This is a genomic window from Streptomyces sp. NPDC044033, from assembly GCF_056434425.1.
In genome coordinates, this window is record NZ_JBWKFF010000041.1 from 1 (window position 1) to 14942 (window position 14942).

The window sequence follows — 14942 nt, forward strand, 5'->3', positions numbered from 1 at the left end:
CTCGTCAGCTGCATCGATCGGCGGAACTACCCGAGCATGCCCGTTGATCATGCTGCCGCACCGGGAAACTCCAAGATCCCCGACAGAGTCAAGCTGACCCCGGCGGGGTCAGCCCTCGTAGTCGTAAATGGCGTCAGCGTGAGTCGAGCAGCACGTTGGCGAGGCGGAGCGCGTCCTTCGCCAGGGACATCGCCGCATGAAGGCCAAGAACTTCATGCAGGGTGGGGTGCACGACGCGGGCCCAGTCGCCGCAGAGCGAAGGCCACGCGGCCAGCGTCACCTCGCCGCCCGCAAGGCCGAGACGGGCTTCCACTTCCGTCGTGCCATCGGTCCTCGGATACCAGCTCAGCAACACGTAGCCGTCCGGTGCACCAGCTCCGTGCAGCAGCCAGCACACCGGGACCGGTGCCTTCACATCGGCATGAGCGTGCTTCACCAGGGCGCCCCGTGCCCATGCGGGCATGGGGCGCGGGGCGACGTCGGCCAGGGACTGCTCCGCCCCCGGGTCCGGCTCCGGTGCACGAGGAAGCCGAGCGGCGGTCACGCGCGCTCCGGGACATCGAAGTCGGTGTGCCAGAAGCATTGCTCGCGGCGTCGGGCGATACGCCGCCTCCGCTTTTGTGCCCCGGAGCGCGTACGGGTGCCGTTCTCGTCCGGGTAGTAGTAGCAGGTGCAGCCTTGGCCTGCGCGGACGCAGGGTCCTTCGTGCCCGGGGACCGTTTTGCCGAGCATGTCGCTCACGGGACCTCCTTGTTCGTCTACGAAGTTGCCGGTGCCGCCGAGGGCCCGTGACGCGGCGGGATGAACCGCGTCACGGGCCCTCGGGGCAAGTTCAGGACCAGGCCAGTTCGGTACGGACGGCCGAGGGGAGATAGCCCTCCTGGCCGTTCTCCGCGATGTAGACCACGGTGGCGGGCCCGTCGGTCACGGTGAGGACTTGGCTGATGCGGTGGGCGAAGGGCCAGTCAGGGTTGATGGCGAGGAAGACCGGCTGGTCGTGGTCGAGGGTCTGCAACTGGTGGATCAGTTGCCCGACCGTGAGCGTGCGGGACACGAGACCTCCGTGGTGTGGGATGTAGCAGCGGGCTGGCCGTGCCGTGAGCGTCAGATGCAGTCGCAATATGGGCCGGGGTAGGCGATGAGCGCGGCGAGGAATCCGGCGACGGCCTGCGCAGGGATGTCGTCGCCGAAGGTGGCGCTCCAGGCGCGGCGGCCGTCGGGTCCGTGGACGCTGATGTGCCACAGCTCGCCGAAGGCGGCCTCGGGGCTTTCGGGGAGGAACCCGACGAAGACGCGGCGGTCGGGGCTGGCGCAGTAGACGTTGGCCTTGGGGTCGTCGACCGTGTCCCAGCCGCAGTTGTCCAGCAGCCGCAGGACGGGGTCCGCGCAGTGGCATTCGAGCAGCCACTCGCGGTCGGCGGAGGTGGTGCGAGCCGGTGTAAGAGCGTTGGACTTCACGAGGAATCCCTTCGTTGACCTGCGGGTTTTCGAGCCGTCTGTACGTTGACTTGGAATCGGGCCGTCATTCCAGTCCGTGGGCCGGTTTGGTGTCTGCCGCAGGCGAACTCGGCCCAGGGCGGTGCGGATGGACTCCTCGTTCGGGAATGAATCGGTCGCCCCCGCGGGCTGACTGGGGGCGACCTGAAGAAGAAGGAGGGGAAGGCGCGTGGACGCGGACGAGCAGCGTCGGTTCGGCGAGAGCCTTGATGATGCCGAGGCGGCGTCCGTGGGACGGGCTCGTGCGGCGCGCGGCGGACGGATCGAGGTGACGGTCGAGGAACTCGCCGAGGCCCTCGGTCGACCCCGACCGCCAGACCCGTGTGCGGGTAACCCTCCCGGAGAGGAATGACCTGTCCGGAGGCACGGGAGCGTCACCTTCGGTGGCGCGGCCGGGCACTGGCGGCCTGAGCCTGGGGAGTTGGCATCGCGCTCGGCTGGGGCCGCGAGTCCCCTGCGGTGGCACGGGTACGGCTGCGGGCGGCCGAGGCCCGAGGGGTATCGGTGGGCGTGGATGAGTGCGCGGCACTGTTGGTGACGGTGGCCTCGGGGTGCAGGGCTTCGGTGTTGGTGCGCGGGACCGGCTCGCGGCTGCTCAGCCGTGTGGCGACGGCGGTGACGAGACGGGTCGGGGTGTGGGTGGTGAAGGCGCCGTACCAGTCGTGGCCGTGGCCGAGGTTGCGTGCCCCGGAGATGAGCCAGGGCTCGTAGTCGGCATCGAGGGGATGGCCGGGTGTGGTGTCGTAGCTGACCGTTGCCAGGTGATCGGGGGAGGTGAAGTCGATCTCCCATTCGTTCTCCCGGCGTCGCCAGCCGGCCTCGGCCAGGGGACGCAGCACATCGTCTGCCCGGGGCCGCCGTCCGCCCGGCCACAGGCTGACGTCCTGGGCAAGGGCCGTGGTGAAGGCCGCGACGACCTCGGGCGGCGTGTTGTCGGTGAACGCGGCCTGCCATGTGGGCGGGGTGTAGCGGTCGGGCCCTTCGCTGACCCGCCACTGGACCTGGGTGAGCCCGCGCGGCATGTAATCGACCCGATGGCGTTGTGCGGGAGAGGTGAGACGGGCGTTGCCGAGCGCGTCGTACTCGTGGCGGAAGCCCGCCTCCAGGAGAGGGCGGAGCGCGGGCTCGGCGGAACCCTCCCCGGCGAGGTAGACGGGCGAGACGAGCACGGTGGTGTCGGGGCCGGGTTCGGGCATGGAGTAACTCCTTTTCAGGACGATCGGGTTGGCCTCAGCGCGTTCGGGCTGTTCGCGAGGGCGTGGGCGCGGACGAGGGCGGAGGACTTTCACGGGTGCGCTGCGTGGCTGCGGAGAAGCGGCCACGCACCTGGGCCGCCGCTGCGCGTGCGGAGTGCGCTGTGGGGCGCAGGCCGACGAGATCGCGATGGGCCTCGGGTACGTGATGCGCAGGGCGCGCAACGGGCTCGGGGTCGGCGACGGCCAGGGCGGCGGCAGTCATCAGCGGCTGAGGGGTGTGGCCGGTGAAGTGCGCTGCCCAGGTCGGCCGGGAGACCGGGTCGGGGCCGGCGGTGATCTTCCAGGTGGCGGCGCCCCGGTGACGCAGCTCCTCGGGGTCATCGACGTAGCCGGTGCGGATGTGGAAGGCGGCGCGCTCGTCGGGGGCGAGGGTGCGCCAGGGCCGGGTGCCGCGCACGGGCTCCCAGCCGTGCTCGGCGAAGACACCGGCGGGGGTCTGCCCGGTGTGGAGCGGCCCGCCGGACAGGTAGTCGGCAAAGTAGGTGTCCACGCCGTCGATGAGCCGCTCGGTGAAGGCGGCGAGGACTTCGTCGGGGGTGGTGCGGTCGAAGTGCGCGGACCAGTCCGGTATGCCGAGCGGGTCGTAGGCGTAGGTGAAGGTCCACTCGCCGTCGCGTCGGGCGGCGCGGAGGCGTTGGCAGGAGCTGGCGTAGAAGGGGTCAGGACCGACGAGTGTGTGGCTCCACCCCGGGGCGGCGTCCAGGAGGGGCCCGGCGGGGTCGGTGCCGGTGGTCCCGGCGAGGTAGCGGGGTGCGACGAGCACGTCCTCGCCGGCGGTGGTGCGGTGCGGCATGGAGTATCCGGGGGAGCACGGGCGCCCGCGCCCGGCCGTAGTGGGCCAGGGCGGGCGCCGTCGCGGGCAGGTCTTCTGTGGCTGGGCGCGCGGGTCACCGCGTGCGGGCCGGGTGGGAGAGCGCGGTGATGTAGGCCGCCACGCGCGGCGGCGGCTGGTCCGGATGCGAGAACAGCCCCGTCGCCCTCGGTGCGGCGGGAGAGTGTTGGCGGGCCGCGTGTGCCCGACTTGCCACGGCGGAGAGCTCGCTGGGTGGCCCGGCCGCTGCGGCCTGGCTGCGGCGGCCGAAGTCGTGCAACTCCACGAACACCGGCGCGAGCTGCCGTGCGCCGGGAGCCAGGGAGTAGGCGAAGCGCTGGTCGGAGCCGAGGCGCGTGACGAGCCCGTCGTCGAGGAGCTGCTGGGTGCGGTAGTGAAAGGACCCGGTCGCCAGCCCCGTGGCCTCGCGCAGTGCGCCCGGCCGTAGAGGGCCGTGCTCTTCCAGCGCGGTGAGCACGTCGACGGTGCCCTTGCCGCGCAGCCGGGCCAGCGCGTCCTCGACCCGGTCGGGCCGCCTCCAGGCGGTGGCGTCCACCTCGAAGTGCCGCGCGTGCCAGGAGGCCAGGGCGCGGTGGACGGGGCGCGTGTCCTGACCCAGAGCCGAAGCCGCGTAGCAGCCGCGTTCGGGCTTGGCGAGCAGGTCACTGGCGCGCATGCGCAGCAGGACCTGGTGAAGCGTGGCCGTGTTCAACCACGGCATGGCGGACCTGAGCTGAGGGGCGCGCAGCGGCCCGCGTTCGCGAAGGGTCTCCAAGGTCCAAGAAGTCCACAACGGCGCGAGCACATCGACGGCGTGGTGGATCCGGTTCGCGGGGGCGGGAGTGGGGGTGTGCATGGTGGTTCTCCGAAATGAGTTCAGCGCCGCGGGCGGGAAGCCGTCCGCGAGGCGGCGAAGGCGTCGGCGCGGGCCGCCGGGGCGGCGGGTGTCGCGCTCGGCCGGGGCCGGGGGTGCGTCGTGCGGATACGCGCGGCCTGGGCACGCCTGGCGCCGAGGCCCCTGTGCGCGGCGCGGTGGAGGGCGGCGGAGACAGCCGCGTGCTTGGCATCCAGCGGGGTGGGAGCGCCCGTACGCGGCTGGGCACGGGCGCTGACCGGTTCGAGACGGACGAGGTGCTCGACGTCCCGGTGGATCATGTGCCGCTCGCGCACGACGGGCGCGGGGTCGCTCAGCGCGGCAGCGGTGGCGGCGATCAGGTGGTCCGGGGTGTCGGAGGTGAAGGTCGCCTCCGCGCGGGTGGCCCACCCCGGAGGCCCCGCCCACAGCACCACCGTCTCGTCGTCACGGCCGTAGTTGCGGGTGTCGATCCAGGCCCCGGCCCGCCCGTCGGGGGAGGTGATGTTCACCGTTGCGTGCTGGGGCTCGAAACGGTCCTCCCAGCCGCCATCGAGGAGCGGGCGGACCTCGTCGGCCCAGTACATCGAGGGCTCGGCGAGGAAGCGGTCGCTCTCGGGATACCAGTCCTTGGCGAGAGCCTCGGTGAGACCCGCGACGACCTCCGGCGGGACAGTGTGATTAAAGGTGGCCTGCCACTTGGGCGGGGAGACGGCGTCCTCGGAAGCGGTGATCTTCCACAGGTCGAAGTCGTCACCGAACCAACCGATCTTGATCCTGTGGTCCGGGCTGGTGACCATCAGCTGGCACGGGCCGTCGTCGAAGGAGTAGTGCGGCCAGTGGGTGACGGGAGCGAACCCCGCGTCACCATTACCAGGAGACCCGGCGAGGTAGCGCGGGGTGACCCGGTACTCGCGCCAGCGCTCATCCTCGGGCTCGTCGGACATGAAATACATTCCTTTTCAACGAAGTTGGTCAGCGCATGTGCCGCGGACGCTGCTGCGGCGCTGAGGAATCCGGCGCCGGTGCGGCGGGTTCGGTCCAGCCGACGGTGACGTGGGCGGAGCGGGCGCGGGCGGCGTGGGCCCGTCGGGCATGCGGGCCGGAATCCGTGTGCTGGTGTTCGCGTGCCAGACGCCGGGCTGCGGCGTTGTAGGCGGCATGGTCCTGCCGTTCACCGACGGACAACAGATAGATCTCCCGTTTGTGCTGGGAGGAGGCCGGGGCGTCGCGGTATTGGATGACCATGCGCCAACGGGTCTGCGGGTCGACGTAGACCTTGTGGCAGCCCGCCAACTCCCGTTGCAGCGCGGCGCCGCGTTCGTTGCCGTGCACCAGGTGCTGGAGTTCGAGCAGCGCCAGGTCCCGCATCTTCTCCGGCACATCGCGCAGATCGGCCAGAGCTTCGGGGTGCGCGGCGAAGGCGTAGCGGGCGCTCACGAGAGCCCCCTGGAACGGGTGTGAACCGTGCCGGGCGCCGCAGTGATCCCCGGCAGGGGCGGCTGTGTGCTGGCCGTGGCGTTGGTCGTGGTCCGGGCGAGGGCGGCAGTGGCACGCCGGTCGACGGTGTCGCTCGCGGGCGCCGGGGCCAGGGGCAGCGGTGTGTCCCGGTCCCGCAGCCATGCGTCGGCCGCTTCGGCGCTGTTGAACGCCCCCTCGCGCACCGTGTACGTGTCGAAGGACGGTGACGTCTCTTCCAGGAAGAGCCGGTAGGGCCGCTCGGCCGAGCCGGGGTGAGCGTCGTGGACGAGCGTGCTGACCTCGACACCGTCCCGGAAATTGCCAGGGTTGTGCGTGTAGTCCTCCAGCAGCGTGTACCGGCCGCCGGGGTTGGCGCGCAGCCGGTCCTCCACCTGGGAGGTGATCGCATCGGCCGGGCGCGGGCCGGGCTCATCCAGCTCGATCGCTTCGGGCGGGCAGCCACGGTTGCTAAGCCAGTTCTGTGTGAACGGCACGGTCGGCTGCTGGGCGGATTCGAAGGTGAAGGTGCCCTTGGCGGAGTCACGCTCGATGTGCATACCGACGTACTCGGCCGAGCCGGGGACGTCGTCCCAGATGGCGGCACGGTCGTAGAACAGCAGGTAGCTGTCGTCGGCGGTGTGGTGCGCGGCCAGCTCCGTGTACATGTCGTCCCACTGCGTCGCGCTCAGGAAATCGCCCTCGACGGCGACGGAGGCGGGCTCGAAGCCGTCGATGCGGTAGTCCGGGCCTGTCACGCCGCCACCTCGTACTCCGCCGGGTCCGGCCCGGCCAGCAGACGGTGGTTCGGGCGGGTCGGACTGGTGGTGCACGCGCTGAACGGGCCGTCCGGCGCACGCAGTTGCATCAGCCCGGGGTCGAGGTGGTCGCGGTGCCACAGGGAGGGCCCGGCGAGACCGGCCTCGGCGTCCGTGAACTGCTGCCAGGCCAGCCACAGCGCGTGCAGCCGGGCGACGGCCTCGGGATGCTCGCTCCACCGCGCACACCAAGGGCGGGTGGAGGTGATCTCGCGTCCGTAGACCGGCAAAAGCAGGTCCTCCACCCACACCTTCAGCGCCGCCAACTCCTCGGCATACGCCTGGCCCGCCATCGCCAGGATGAAAACGGAAGATGCCTCGGCCGGGCCGCTCCCACTGCTTGTAGGCGTAGCGGCTCCCCGACCGGGCCCTTCCGCCTCGCCGTCGGGCGGCGACGGCTGATCGTCGGTGAGACGGGCGAGGGTCTCGCCCTGCTTGCGGGTCTCGGCGACCAGGCCACTGACCGTGGAGACGAGGTCGTCCAGGTTGTGGTCCGGTATCCGTACCGGCTCGTTCTCGTCGGCGGACTCCGACATCGACATCCCCTTCGTCGCTCGGGTGTTGGAGCGTCGAGGATCCGGAGAACGACCGGTTTGGCCCGGCCGGGAAACCAGGTGTAGAAGGGGCGGCTCAGGCACCCCGGCGGTGGCGGCAGATGGTCGCGGGCGGTGTGAGGAGCCGCACCACCTGGAGGGCCTGGTGCGGCACAACACCGTTGCCCAGGGCCTTGAGTTGGGCGGGGCGACCCAGTCCGGGAGTGGCGGTCACCCAGCCGTCATCAAGGCCCTGCATCCATTCCACGAAGCGTGGCGAGAGGCGCCCCGCGTCGTCGGTCGGCGGCGGTGCCGGTCGGGTGAGGCTCTCCCATCGGACGATGGCGTCGCCGTACCGCCCCCATTCCCGGGGGCCTTCTTCGAGAGTGCCGAGGTATCGAAGAGGGTGGGGGACGGGTCCGCCGGAAGACGGGCTGCGGTCGCTCGGCTGCTCAGTTGTGCCGCTGCCGAGGGGAGCGTCAGGTCGCCGTTGCCGTGGCGCTGGCGGGGCGAGCCCTTGATGCCGTCGGATGCCTTCGGGGTCGGCAACAGCCACTCGACCTCGTCCGCGAGGTTCGGCCCGTGCCCCCCTTCCTTCCGTTTCGAGGGGTGCTGGCTGCCGCCGTTGGAAGCGATGTTGCTGGTCGGCGTCTTCAGCAATGGCCTCTCGTCGCCAGGCGACCAGGAAGAGCCGTTCCCTTCGGTGCGGGGCGCCGACGTCGGAGGCGCGTAGCACGCGCCAGCGCGCATCACGCCCGAGGTCGGCCAGGGAGCCGAGTACGGCACCGAGTGCCCGCACAGCAGGCCGGCCTGTGCCGTCTCCCAGACACCACGGGCACAGTTCCAGGTCGCCAGCGGTAGCGGCGGGTGAGGTGAGGAGTCCTCGAACGTTTTCGATCACCACCAGGCAGGGGTCCAGGGCGTCGATGGCACGCACCACGTGGTGCCACAGCCCGGAGCGGTTTCCTTCCAGCAGGCCGGCACGGCGCCCGGCGACCGAGACGTCTTTGACAGGGGAAGCCCGCCGTCAGGACGCACACCTCCGGCGCGTCCGCCCAGTTGACGGTGGTGATGTCGCCGAGGTTGGGAACGCGGGGCCAGTGCCGGGCCAGGATGCGGCTGGCGCCGGGGTCGGTCTCGGCATGCCAGGCGAGGGCGCCGCCGAGGGCGGCCTGGACGCCCAGGTCCAGGCCGCCGTAGCCGGAGCACAGGCTCCCTATCAGCAGGCCGGAGTTACCGGACGCCGGGTCATCGCCCACGTACGGGCCCGGGTACATGCGAGTGCTGCTGGGCGGGAGCCTCGGCAGGTGCTTCCGCCTCGGCCCCCGCCTGGTCACGAGCGTGGTCGGCTTGCGCGGAGCGGGCGCGGGCTGCCCTGGAGACGGACGATGCTTCCGCGTCCTCCAGGAGGGCGGCGCCGTTGGTCATGGACGCGTGCGCGGAGGAGAGGCCGTCGCGGGTGTCGGCGATGTGCTGCTGGGCGAGAGCGAACGCCGTATGGCGCCCGTCGATCAGGGCCGCGTGCTCGGGGGTGGTGCGGGAGTGGGCGTGCAGGAAGCCGAGCTGGCGGTAGGCGGCTCCGTAATGGCCCACGGCTTCGCTGAGGTGTCCGGCTGCCCTGGCCCAGGCGCCGAGGACGGCGTCGAGGCCGGGATCGGGCTGGCCCTCTGCGGAGCGGACGCGCACTTCCGCCGAGAGGCCCTGCACGAGGGAGGCGAGGTCGGCCAGATGAGTAGAGGCGCGGATCAGGTCGGGGAGATCGTCCGGGGTGTGGGGGAGGGGGAACTCGTCGCGCTTGCGGCTCAGTTCCTCGGCCCGGCGCAGCATGTGCTGTCGCTCGGTCTCCGTCTGGAGGTCGTGGTCGTTCATGGAACAACTCCTGCGGGTGCGTTGAGGGAGGGGTGGGGGAGCTGGTGGTTCTCGGATGGTGTGCGGCTGCCTGGAGGCGCGACGGGGTCACGGCGTTCGCCTCGTTCCTTGTGCGGGGGCGGAGTGGGGTGGTGCGGGAGCGGATGCTGGTGCGCGAGTGTGGGCGATGACCTGCTGCGTCGTTCGAGTGCGGGCGGCCCTGGCCAGGGGAGCAGTGGTGTCGAGGTCCTCGGCGACCGCCCGCAGGCGCTGGGCGCCGTCGCCGAGGCGGTCGCGCGCCCACTTGAGGCTGTCTTGCATGGAGGCGAACGAATACTCACGTGCGTCATTCAGGTCCGGACCGACACGGCCTCGGTAGCGGTGTTGGAAGCTCAGTTCGGAGTAGGCGGCGGTGTAGTGGGACACCGCCTCTCCCGCCTGCCCGGCCGCGTCCGTGTAAGCGCTCACGACCTGACCAGGGTCTGCTCGGGGCACCGCCTCGACGGAGCGGAAGAGGACTTCGTCGGACAGATCCCGCACGAGACTGGTGAGGGAAGCCAGTTGTTTGGAGGATCCGATCAGGTCCGGCTGATCTGTGGGAGAGGAGGGCACAGTGACGCTGGCGCGGAGCCGTTCCATCCTTTCGGCCACGAGCACGAGCTGGGCCTGCTCGGACTGGGTGCGCTCGGATGCGTCTGTCACGGAGAACTCCTTCGGGAATGCCGGGCAGAGGGGGTGGGAGAGGGCGCAGCCGCGTTTGCAGGCGCCGTGTTCTCGGCGCGGGGCGCGGTGCTGCGCGCCCGTGCGGCGGCGGCACGGGCCGGAGGCGGCAGGCCCGCCGGTTGTGTCGTCGCTGCCTGCGGCTGAGGGCCGGCATCGCTGACGGCCCGGCGACGGCGTACCTCGTCGAGCGGGCCGAGGGCATGCAGGGCGTGGCTGATGAGCTGGCCGGGCGCGAGGGAGGTGTCGTCGGCCAGGGCGGCGACCTGCCGTGCGGAGGCGGCGGCGGTACGCAACAGGGAGGAGTCGAGGACCTGCTCGCCGAAGTAGTCGGCCGCCCCCGCGAAGGGAACGTGGCAGATGCGGCGCACGCGCTCGGCATCGAGCGAGCCATCCCCGAGGGCACCTCGGCGCTGGCACTCCCACAGCACCGTCAGCTCGTCCACAGGCTCGCCCCGGTGCCGCAGCGCCACCAGCGCCCGGTAGACCTGCCGGTGGCCCAGGTCGGCGAAGTCACCGGGACGGAGCCAGTCGGTCATCCGGGAGAGCTGCTCGGGGTGGGCGGTGAGCGCGCCGAGGAGGAACTCCTCGTCGGCCAGCACCCGCTCGGCAACCTGCCCCGCCGGAACCGTGGCTGTCAGTCCGGCGACGGCGGTGTTCGGCTCCACGGGCCGGGGTTCGAAGCCCCAGCGTCGGCCGAGGTCGTCGAGTACGTCGTGCAGGACCTGCGCGCGGTGCAGGGTCTCGTCCACGCTGCTGCCGCGGGCGGTGTCGGTGCGGGCGGCCTGGTGCAGGCGGACGGCGTGCTGGGTGACGCTGCGGTGGATGGCCCCCTCCAGCACCATCCGCCCGTAGACCGGCGCGTGCGCGGGACGCGGACAGGCGGAGACCAACGAGTGGACGTAGGCGGTGGTGACGCCACGTGTACGGGTACTCGCCTCCTCGCGTACGTCGTTGAGCCAGGCAAGGGGGACCGGCGCGTCGGGCGCGAGCTTCGTCGTCGGGTGGCCGTCGGTGCGGAGGGTGAGCATCGCGGCGTAGAGCGCGGAGTGCGCGGGCCGGTAGAAGTGCTCGGGGCGCAGCCATCCGGACAGGCGTCCAAGCTGGCGTGGCTCCAGCAGCACCGCGCCCAGGACGGCCTGCTCGGCCTGCAGCAGCGGCGTCACCCCAGCCCCTGGTCGGGCTCGTCGATGCCGAGGTGGGCGACGGCCCGGTTCGCGGCATCCAAGTCGGCTGCTAGGGAGTCGAGTTCGCGGGCGAGCGCGGGCTCGTTGGTGGGGATGGCGCCGCTGGGGGCGACCAGCCACCAGCGCCCGTCCCGGCATACAGCGGGGGTGTCGGCCAGTTGCTCGGAAGGACGGATGGTGTCCCAGGAAGGGGCGGTCATCGGGCACCTCGACGGGAGGAGAGAGCGGGCGGACGGGCGTCGTGGTGAAACCCGTTCGTTTCGTTGGGGTGCTGCTGAGGGGTACGACGCTCATGTGGCCGGTCCGTACTGGTCTCGGCCGGGGCGGTCCTTGGCCAGGGCACGCTCGGTGATGGCGGCGGTGGCCTGCTTCGAGGCGGCGCCGAGGCGGTCGGCGTCCGGCTCGCGGTACCAGGGCTTGAGATCCAGCAGCGCCGGTCGGACCCCGGTCGCCAGCAACAGCGCACTGCCCTTGGGCAAAGCCCGGATCGCGTCGGGCGGCAGCACACGCTCCTGCCGCATGGAGACGGAGGAGGAGTGGCCGGACTCGCTGTTGGAGACCGAGAGGGTCTGCACGTCGTGATCGCCCGCGAGACGGGAGAGCTTGTCGGCGAAGTCCGCGTCATCGATGCCGGAGCCGATGAGCTTGATCGTCGCCGCCGACCACAGGGCGTCCATCCCGGTCTCGCCCCACACTCGCTGGCCCTGCCGGTAGGACTGCAGGATCGTGATCGGGATGACCCCGCGTGAACCCAGGTGGGAGTAGAGGTCGGGAAGGTCTTGGATTTTGCACACGTTCGCGGCCTCATCCAGGATCGCCAGCAGGGGCGGGTCGAGGCGTCCGCCATCGCGTTCGGCCTGGATGACGGCCGCCCGCATCACCGCATCAGCGGCGGCGGCGATGATCGCCGACGCGCTGCCGCCGCCGTCCTTGGAGAGCAGATAGAGCGTGTCGTGGCTGGAGGAGAACTCCTCCGGCTTGAACTCGCGCAGCTTCGAGGTGCTTTGAGGTGGGGTGACCCAGGCGGCGATGCGCGGATCGAGGAGGCAGCTCGCGTACTGCCGGGCGTTCTCGAAGATGCCGTCGCGCGTCTCCACGGCTCCGGCGACGGTGCCCTGGAGCTGGGCGGCAACGGCGTCCAGGCCGGCGTCGGTGAGCAGGTCGATCGGGGTGCGGTCGGCAGGGGAGGCGAGCCAGGCGGTCACCTCGGTAACCGGCCGCCCGCCCCGCGCCGCTGCAAGGAACAAAGCCGTCAACGTGTTGGCGGCGGCGGTGGACCAGAAGTCCCCGGCGCTGGACTCATCGATGGAGGCGGTGACGAAGTGCTGCGCCAAGCGCCGTGCGCCGGTCAGGTCGTGGGCATCGGAGAGGATGTCCCACCACATCGTCTGCTCGGCGTGCGCGATCTGTTGCGGATCCAGCGTCCACACCGTGCCCACCTTGGCGCGCTCGTCGAGCGTCGCGGTGAACGCGTCGTTCGCCGCCTTGTTGGAGGTCAGCAGCACCGCGCCGGGAGCACGGAGGATCGCGGGTATCGCGAGGCCGGAGGTCTTGCCGGAGCGGGGCGCCATGATGGCCAGGAGGACGTCCTCCCAGGAAGAGCGGACCTCCGCCGCGCCGGGCTTCAGCGAGCCGAGCAGCACCCCGCGGTCGTCGGGAGCGATATCCGCCGGCTTGGTGCCGGTGAGGCTGGGGCGCAGGCCGGTGGCCTTGGCGGCGGCCTTCTTCGGCAGCAGGTCACCCAGATCGCGGTGGTCGGCGAGGCCCTGCTTGTTGGTGCGGAAGCGCAGCCACAGCTTCGCGCCACCGGCGGCGGCCGCGAGCAGGAGCACGGCGGGGATGGCGTAGCAGCCGGTGAGCAGGGCGGGCCGGTCGAGATGGGGCCACAGATCCTCGGGGTGGAAGAGGGCCTGGACCGGTTCGAGCGGGGCCCACGGGCCGGAGCCGAAGGCGGAGTTGGTGAGGTTGCCGAACAGCCAGGCCAGGCTGCCGCCGCCGATACCGAGGGCGGCGATGCCGAGCAGGAGATAGAGCAGGACGTCCGTACCGGTGGTGGTCGAGGGCGTCCTGGTACGCGCATCAGACAAGACGAGATCCAGGAACGTGCGGAAGCGGAGAGGAGGGCGCGGAGGGAGGGGAAGGCTCTGGAAGCGGTCATGGGAGATGGGCTCCTAGCGGTGGTGGCGGGGCCGCGGGGCGTGCTCGGGACGGACCTGCGCGGCGGGCGGCCCCGGTACGGCGGAGGTCGGGCTTGCGGGACCGGGACGTTGCGGGGCCGTGGCGTAGTAGCGGGCGACCTGGGCCTGCCAGCGCGGCTCCGGGGGCGGGCCGAGCGCCCGCATCTCGCCGCTGGCGCCGTGCAGCTCGTCGCTGAGATCGGTGAGCGTGGCGGCAGCATCCTCGAACCGGCAGGCCAGATCGAAGCCCTCGTCGGCCCCGGAGGACCAAGCTTCTTCGGCAGCGGCCTCGAAGAACTGGCCGAGCCGTGCGAGCACGCCGTCTGCTTCGTCCAGCACGTGCTCGGTCGCCTCGGCGGCCTGGTCGTAGGTCTCGGCACCGCTGAGCCGGTCGGTGAGATGGAGGATCTGGTGCCCGTAGGTGCGCTTGCCCTCCGGATCGGTGGGCGTACGCGTCACATGGGGGTTGAGTGGCACGGGGGCTCCCTGGGGTCAGAAGTGGGGGTTCTCACTGGGGCGGTCGGCCTCGTCGGCGGCCTCCAGCAGCTCGGGCAGGTCCGTAGGTTCGGAGTCCCGGTTGTCGATCCACCACCCGGCCCGGGTCAGCGGCCGTACGGCCTCCTCGATGGCCTGCCACTCGTCCTCGTCCATCTCGCCTTCGGCGACCAGCGAGGTGAAGGCGGCGGTCACGAGCTGGTGGCGGCAGCGGGCGGCCCAGCCGACCGCGCGCTCGCTGCCATCCAGCGGCGGCATCCGGTACCGCTCGGCCCAGGCTTCGGCCGCTTCCGCCTCTTCGGCGCGCTTTTTCGCCAGCCACTCGGCCTTGGACTCGGAGTCCTGGTCCTTGGAGGCTCGCCAGCACTCGGAGCAGTCACGGGAGGTGAGCCAGCGTGCGTAGCCGGCACGCCGGTCGGCGGGACGCTCGGACAGGTCGACGTCGCAGGTGTGGCCGCAGGCGTGGTCGATGGGCCAGACGGTCTTCACGGGCATGGAGCAGGCTCCTTACAGATCGATGGGTGTGTTCAGCGGGTGCGGCGATGTTCGGACGGCTGGGCTAGGGCCGGAGGAACTGGCGGTGGGAGGGCCGACTGCGGGGTGGGTTTGGAGCGTTGGGGCGAGGAGGCTGTGGCTGCACGGGAGCGAGAAGCGTGATGCTCCGGCAGCTCCTGGTGCGCTTCGCGAGGCGGCACGTCCGAGGGCGCGGGTGCGTTCCGGAACACGCCCCGGCTCATGTCCTCCAGCTCCATCACGGCGTTCATGACGTGGTCGTTGAGGGAGGTGACCAGGTGCTTCATGTTGTGCAGGTGCAGAGCCATGTCTCGGCCCTGGTCGGAGTCGAGGCGGTCGCACCATTTCGTGGCGGTGTCGACGAGGTCGTCCAGCTCTTCGACCGCGCCGATGCCTTCGTCCATCGCGCCCCGGATGACTTCCGAGATCCCAGCGGCCTCGCGCAGCTCGCGGGCCTCGTCGTTCAGCGCGTCCGGCGGTTGACCGGGAAGGGATGGGGGCCTCTTCCCGTCCGGTGGCACCACGGCGCGGGGGTCGGCGGCGACCGACAGGCCCGCGTCCTGGAACTCGTGCGTGGCGGCGGCCACGTTCTGCACTGCCGTGTGGTGCGGGGTGCCGTCCGGCAGCAGATACACATCCAGCCTGGCGTTGTACGCGAAGCGGTGCTTGCGCAGGATCTCGTCGAGGAAGGGGCGGTCATCGGCGACGGCAGCGGCGATACCGAGTTCGGGGGTGGCGCCGAAGGCGACGTCGGGCTCAAGTTCCAGGGGCACAGG

20 protein-coding genes and 2 pseudogenes are annotated in these 14942 nt (G+C 71.3%); all 22 read right to left on the minus strand.

The features are described 5' to 3' along the window. Window positions 1–133 precede the first annotated feature (133 nt). Window positions 134–436, minus strand: coding sequence for an esterase (locus tag AC07AB_RS38815; protein WP_478577086.1), 303 nt, complete (start codon window positions 434–436; stop codon window positions 134–136). Between the two features lie 104 nt (window positions 437–540). Beyond that, window positions 541–741, minus strand: a complete 201-nt coding sequence (locus AC07AB_RS38820; RefSeq protein WP_478577089.1) for a hypothetical protein — start codon at window positions 739–741, stop codon at window positions 541–543. A 91-nt stretch (window positions 742–832) separates the two neighbouring features. Beyond that, window positions 833–1054 carry a hypothetical protein gene (locus AC07AB_RS38825; RefSeq protein ID WP_478577092.1) on the minus strand — a complete coding sequence of 74 codons (222 nt, stop codon included), beginning with the start codon at window positions 1052–1054 and terminating at the stop codon, window positions 833–835. Between the two features lie 50 nt (window positions 1055–1104). After that, window positions 1105–1458, minus strand: coding sequence for an SPDY domain-containing protein (locus AC07AB_RS38830; RefSeq protein WP_478577094.1), 354 nt, complete (start codon window positions 1456–1458; stop codon window positions 1105–1107). A gap of 413 nt (window positions 1459–1871) precedes the next feature. Then, window positions 1872–2693, minus strand: coding sequence for an SPDY domain-containing protein (locus AC07AB_RS38835; protein WP_478577096.1), 822 nt, complete (start codon window positions 2691–2693; stop codon window positions 1872–1874). 34 nt (window positions 2694–2727) lie between these two features. Then, window positions 2728–3546, minus strand: a complete 819-nt coding sequence (locus AC07AB_RS38840) for an SPDY domain-containing protein (RefSeq protein ID WP_478577098.1) — start codon at window positions 3544–3546, stop codon at window positions 2728–2730. 94 nt (window positions 3547–3640) lie between these two features. After that, entirely contained in the window at window positions 3641–4420 is a 780-nt protein-coding gene (locus tag AC07AB_RS38845) for a winged helix-turn-helix transcriptional regulator (protein WP_478577100.1), read from the minus strand. Window positions 4421–4440: 20 nt separating this feature from the next. Beyond that, complete coding sequence (locus tag AC07AB_RS38850) at window positions 4441–5364, minus strand: SPDY domain-containing protein (RefSeq protein WP_478577103.1); 924 nt, start codon at window positions 5362–5364, stop codon at window positions 4441–4443. A gap of 28 nt (window positions 5365–5392) precedes the next feature. Then, window positions 5393–5857: a hypothetical protein gene (locus AC07AB_RS38855; protein WP_478577104.1), complete on the minus strand. Its 465-nt coding sequence runs from the start codon at window positions 5855–5857 to the stop codon at window positions 5393–5395. Next, window positions 5854–6633 carry a hypothetical protein gene (locus AC07AB_RS38860; RefSeq protein WP_478577107.1) on the minus strand — a complete coding sequence of 260 codons (780 nt, stop codon included), beginning with the start codon at window positions 6631–6633 and terminating at the stop codon, window positions 5854–5856. The genes AC07AB_RS38855 and AC07AB_RS38860 overlap by 4 nt, the downstream gene beginning before the upstream one ends. Then, on the minus strand, window positions 6630–7229 hold the full coding sequence (locus tag AC07AB_RS38865) for a DUF4913 domain-containing protein (RefSeq protein WP_478577110.1): 600 nt from the start codon (window positions 7227–7229) through the stop codon (window positions 6630–6632). Before AC07AB_RS38865 ends, AC07AB_RS38860 begins: the two co-directional genes overlap by 4 nt. Window positions 7230–7323: 94 nt before the next feature. Further along, on the minus strand, window positions 7324–7485 hold the full coding sequence (locus AC07AB_RS38870; protein ID WP_478577113.1) for a hypothetical protein: 162 nt from the start codon (window positions 7483–7485) through the stop codon (window positions 7324–7326). A 420-nt stretch (window positions 7486–7905) separates the two neighbouring features. Then, window positions 7906–8202, minus strand: a pseudogene (locus AC07AB_RS38875) (DNA cytosine methyltransferase); the annotation flags it as partial. Window positions 8203–8293: 91 nt separating this feature from the next. Then, a pseudogene (locus AC07AB_RS38880) lies at window positions 8294–8503 on the minus strand (hypothetical protein); the annotation flags it as partial. Further along, on the minus strand, window positions 8475–9095 hold the full coding sequence (locus tag AC07AB_RS38885; protein ID WP_478577116.1) for a hypothetical protein: 621 nt from the start codon (window positions 9093–9095) through the stop codon (window positions 8475–8477). The gene AC07AB_RS38885 and the pseudogene AC07AB_RS38880, both read right to left, overlap by 29 nt. Before the next feature lie 87 nt (window positions 9096–9182). Further along, window positions 9183–9776, minus strand: coding sequence for a hypothetical protein (locus tag AC07AB_RS38890; protein WP_478577118.1), 594 nt, complete (start codon window positions 9774–9776; stop codon window positions 9183–9185). Further along, window positions 9773–10960 carry a DnaB-like helicase N-terminal domain-containing protein gene (locus tag AC07AB_RS38895; protein ID WP_478577120.1) on the minus strand — a complete coding sequence of 396 codons (1188 nt, stop codon included), beginning with the start codon at window positions 10958–10960 and terminating at the stop codon, window positions 9773–9775. The genes AC07AB_RS38890 and AC07AB_RS38895 overlap by 4 nt, the downstream gene beginning before the upstream one ends. Continuing rightward, entirely contained in the window at window positions 10957–11181 is a 225-nt protein-coding gene (locus AC07AB_RS38900; protein WP_478577123.1) for a hypothetical protein, read from the minus strand. The genes AC07AB_RS38895 and AC07AB_RS38900 overlap by 4 nt, the downstream gene beginning before the upstream one ends. Window positions 11182–11271: 90 nt before the next feature. Beyond that, the gene (locus AC07AB_RS38905) at window positions 11272–13068 is read right to left on the minus strand and encodes a type IV secretory system conjugative DNA transfer family protein (protein WP_478577125.1); all 1797 of its coding nucleotides are present in this window, start codon (window positions 13066–13068) and stop codon (window positions 11272–11274) included. 84 nt (window positions 13069–13152) lie between these two features. Beyond that, complete coding sequence (locus AC07AB_RS38910) at window positions 13153–13635, minus strand: hypothetical protein (protein ID WP_478577127.1); 483 nt, start codon at window positions 13633–13635, stop codon at window positions 13153–13155. A gap of 15 nt (window positions 13636–13650) precedes the next feature. Continuing rightward, window positions 13651–14148 (minus strand): hypothetical protein, encoded by a 498-nt coding sequence (locus AC07AB_RS38915; RefSeq protein ID WP_478577130.1) that lies wholly within the window; start codon window positions 14146–14148, stop codon window positions 13651–13653. A 32-nt stretch (window positions 14149–14180) separates the two neighbouring features. Further along, window positions 14181–14939 carry a hypothetical protein gene (locus tag AC07AB_RS38920; protein WP_478577131.1) on the minus strand — a complete coding sequence of 253 codons (759 nt, stop codon included), beginning with the start codon at window positions 14937–14939 and terminating at the stop codon, window positions 14181–14183. Window positions 14940–14942: the final 3 nt, after the last annotated feature.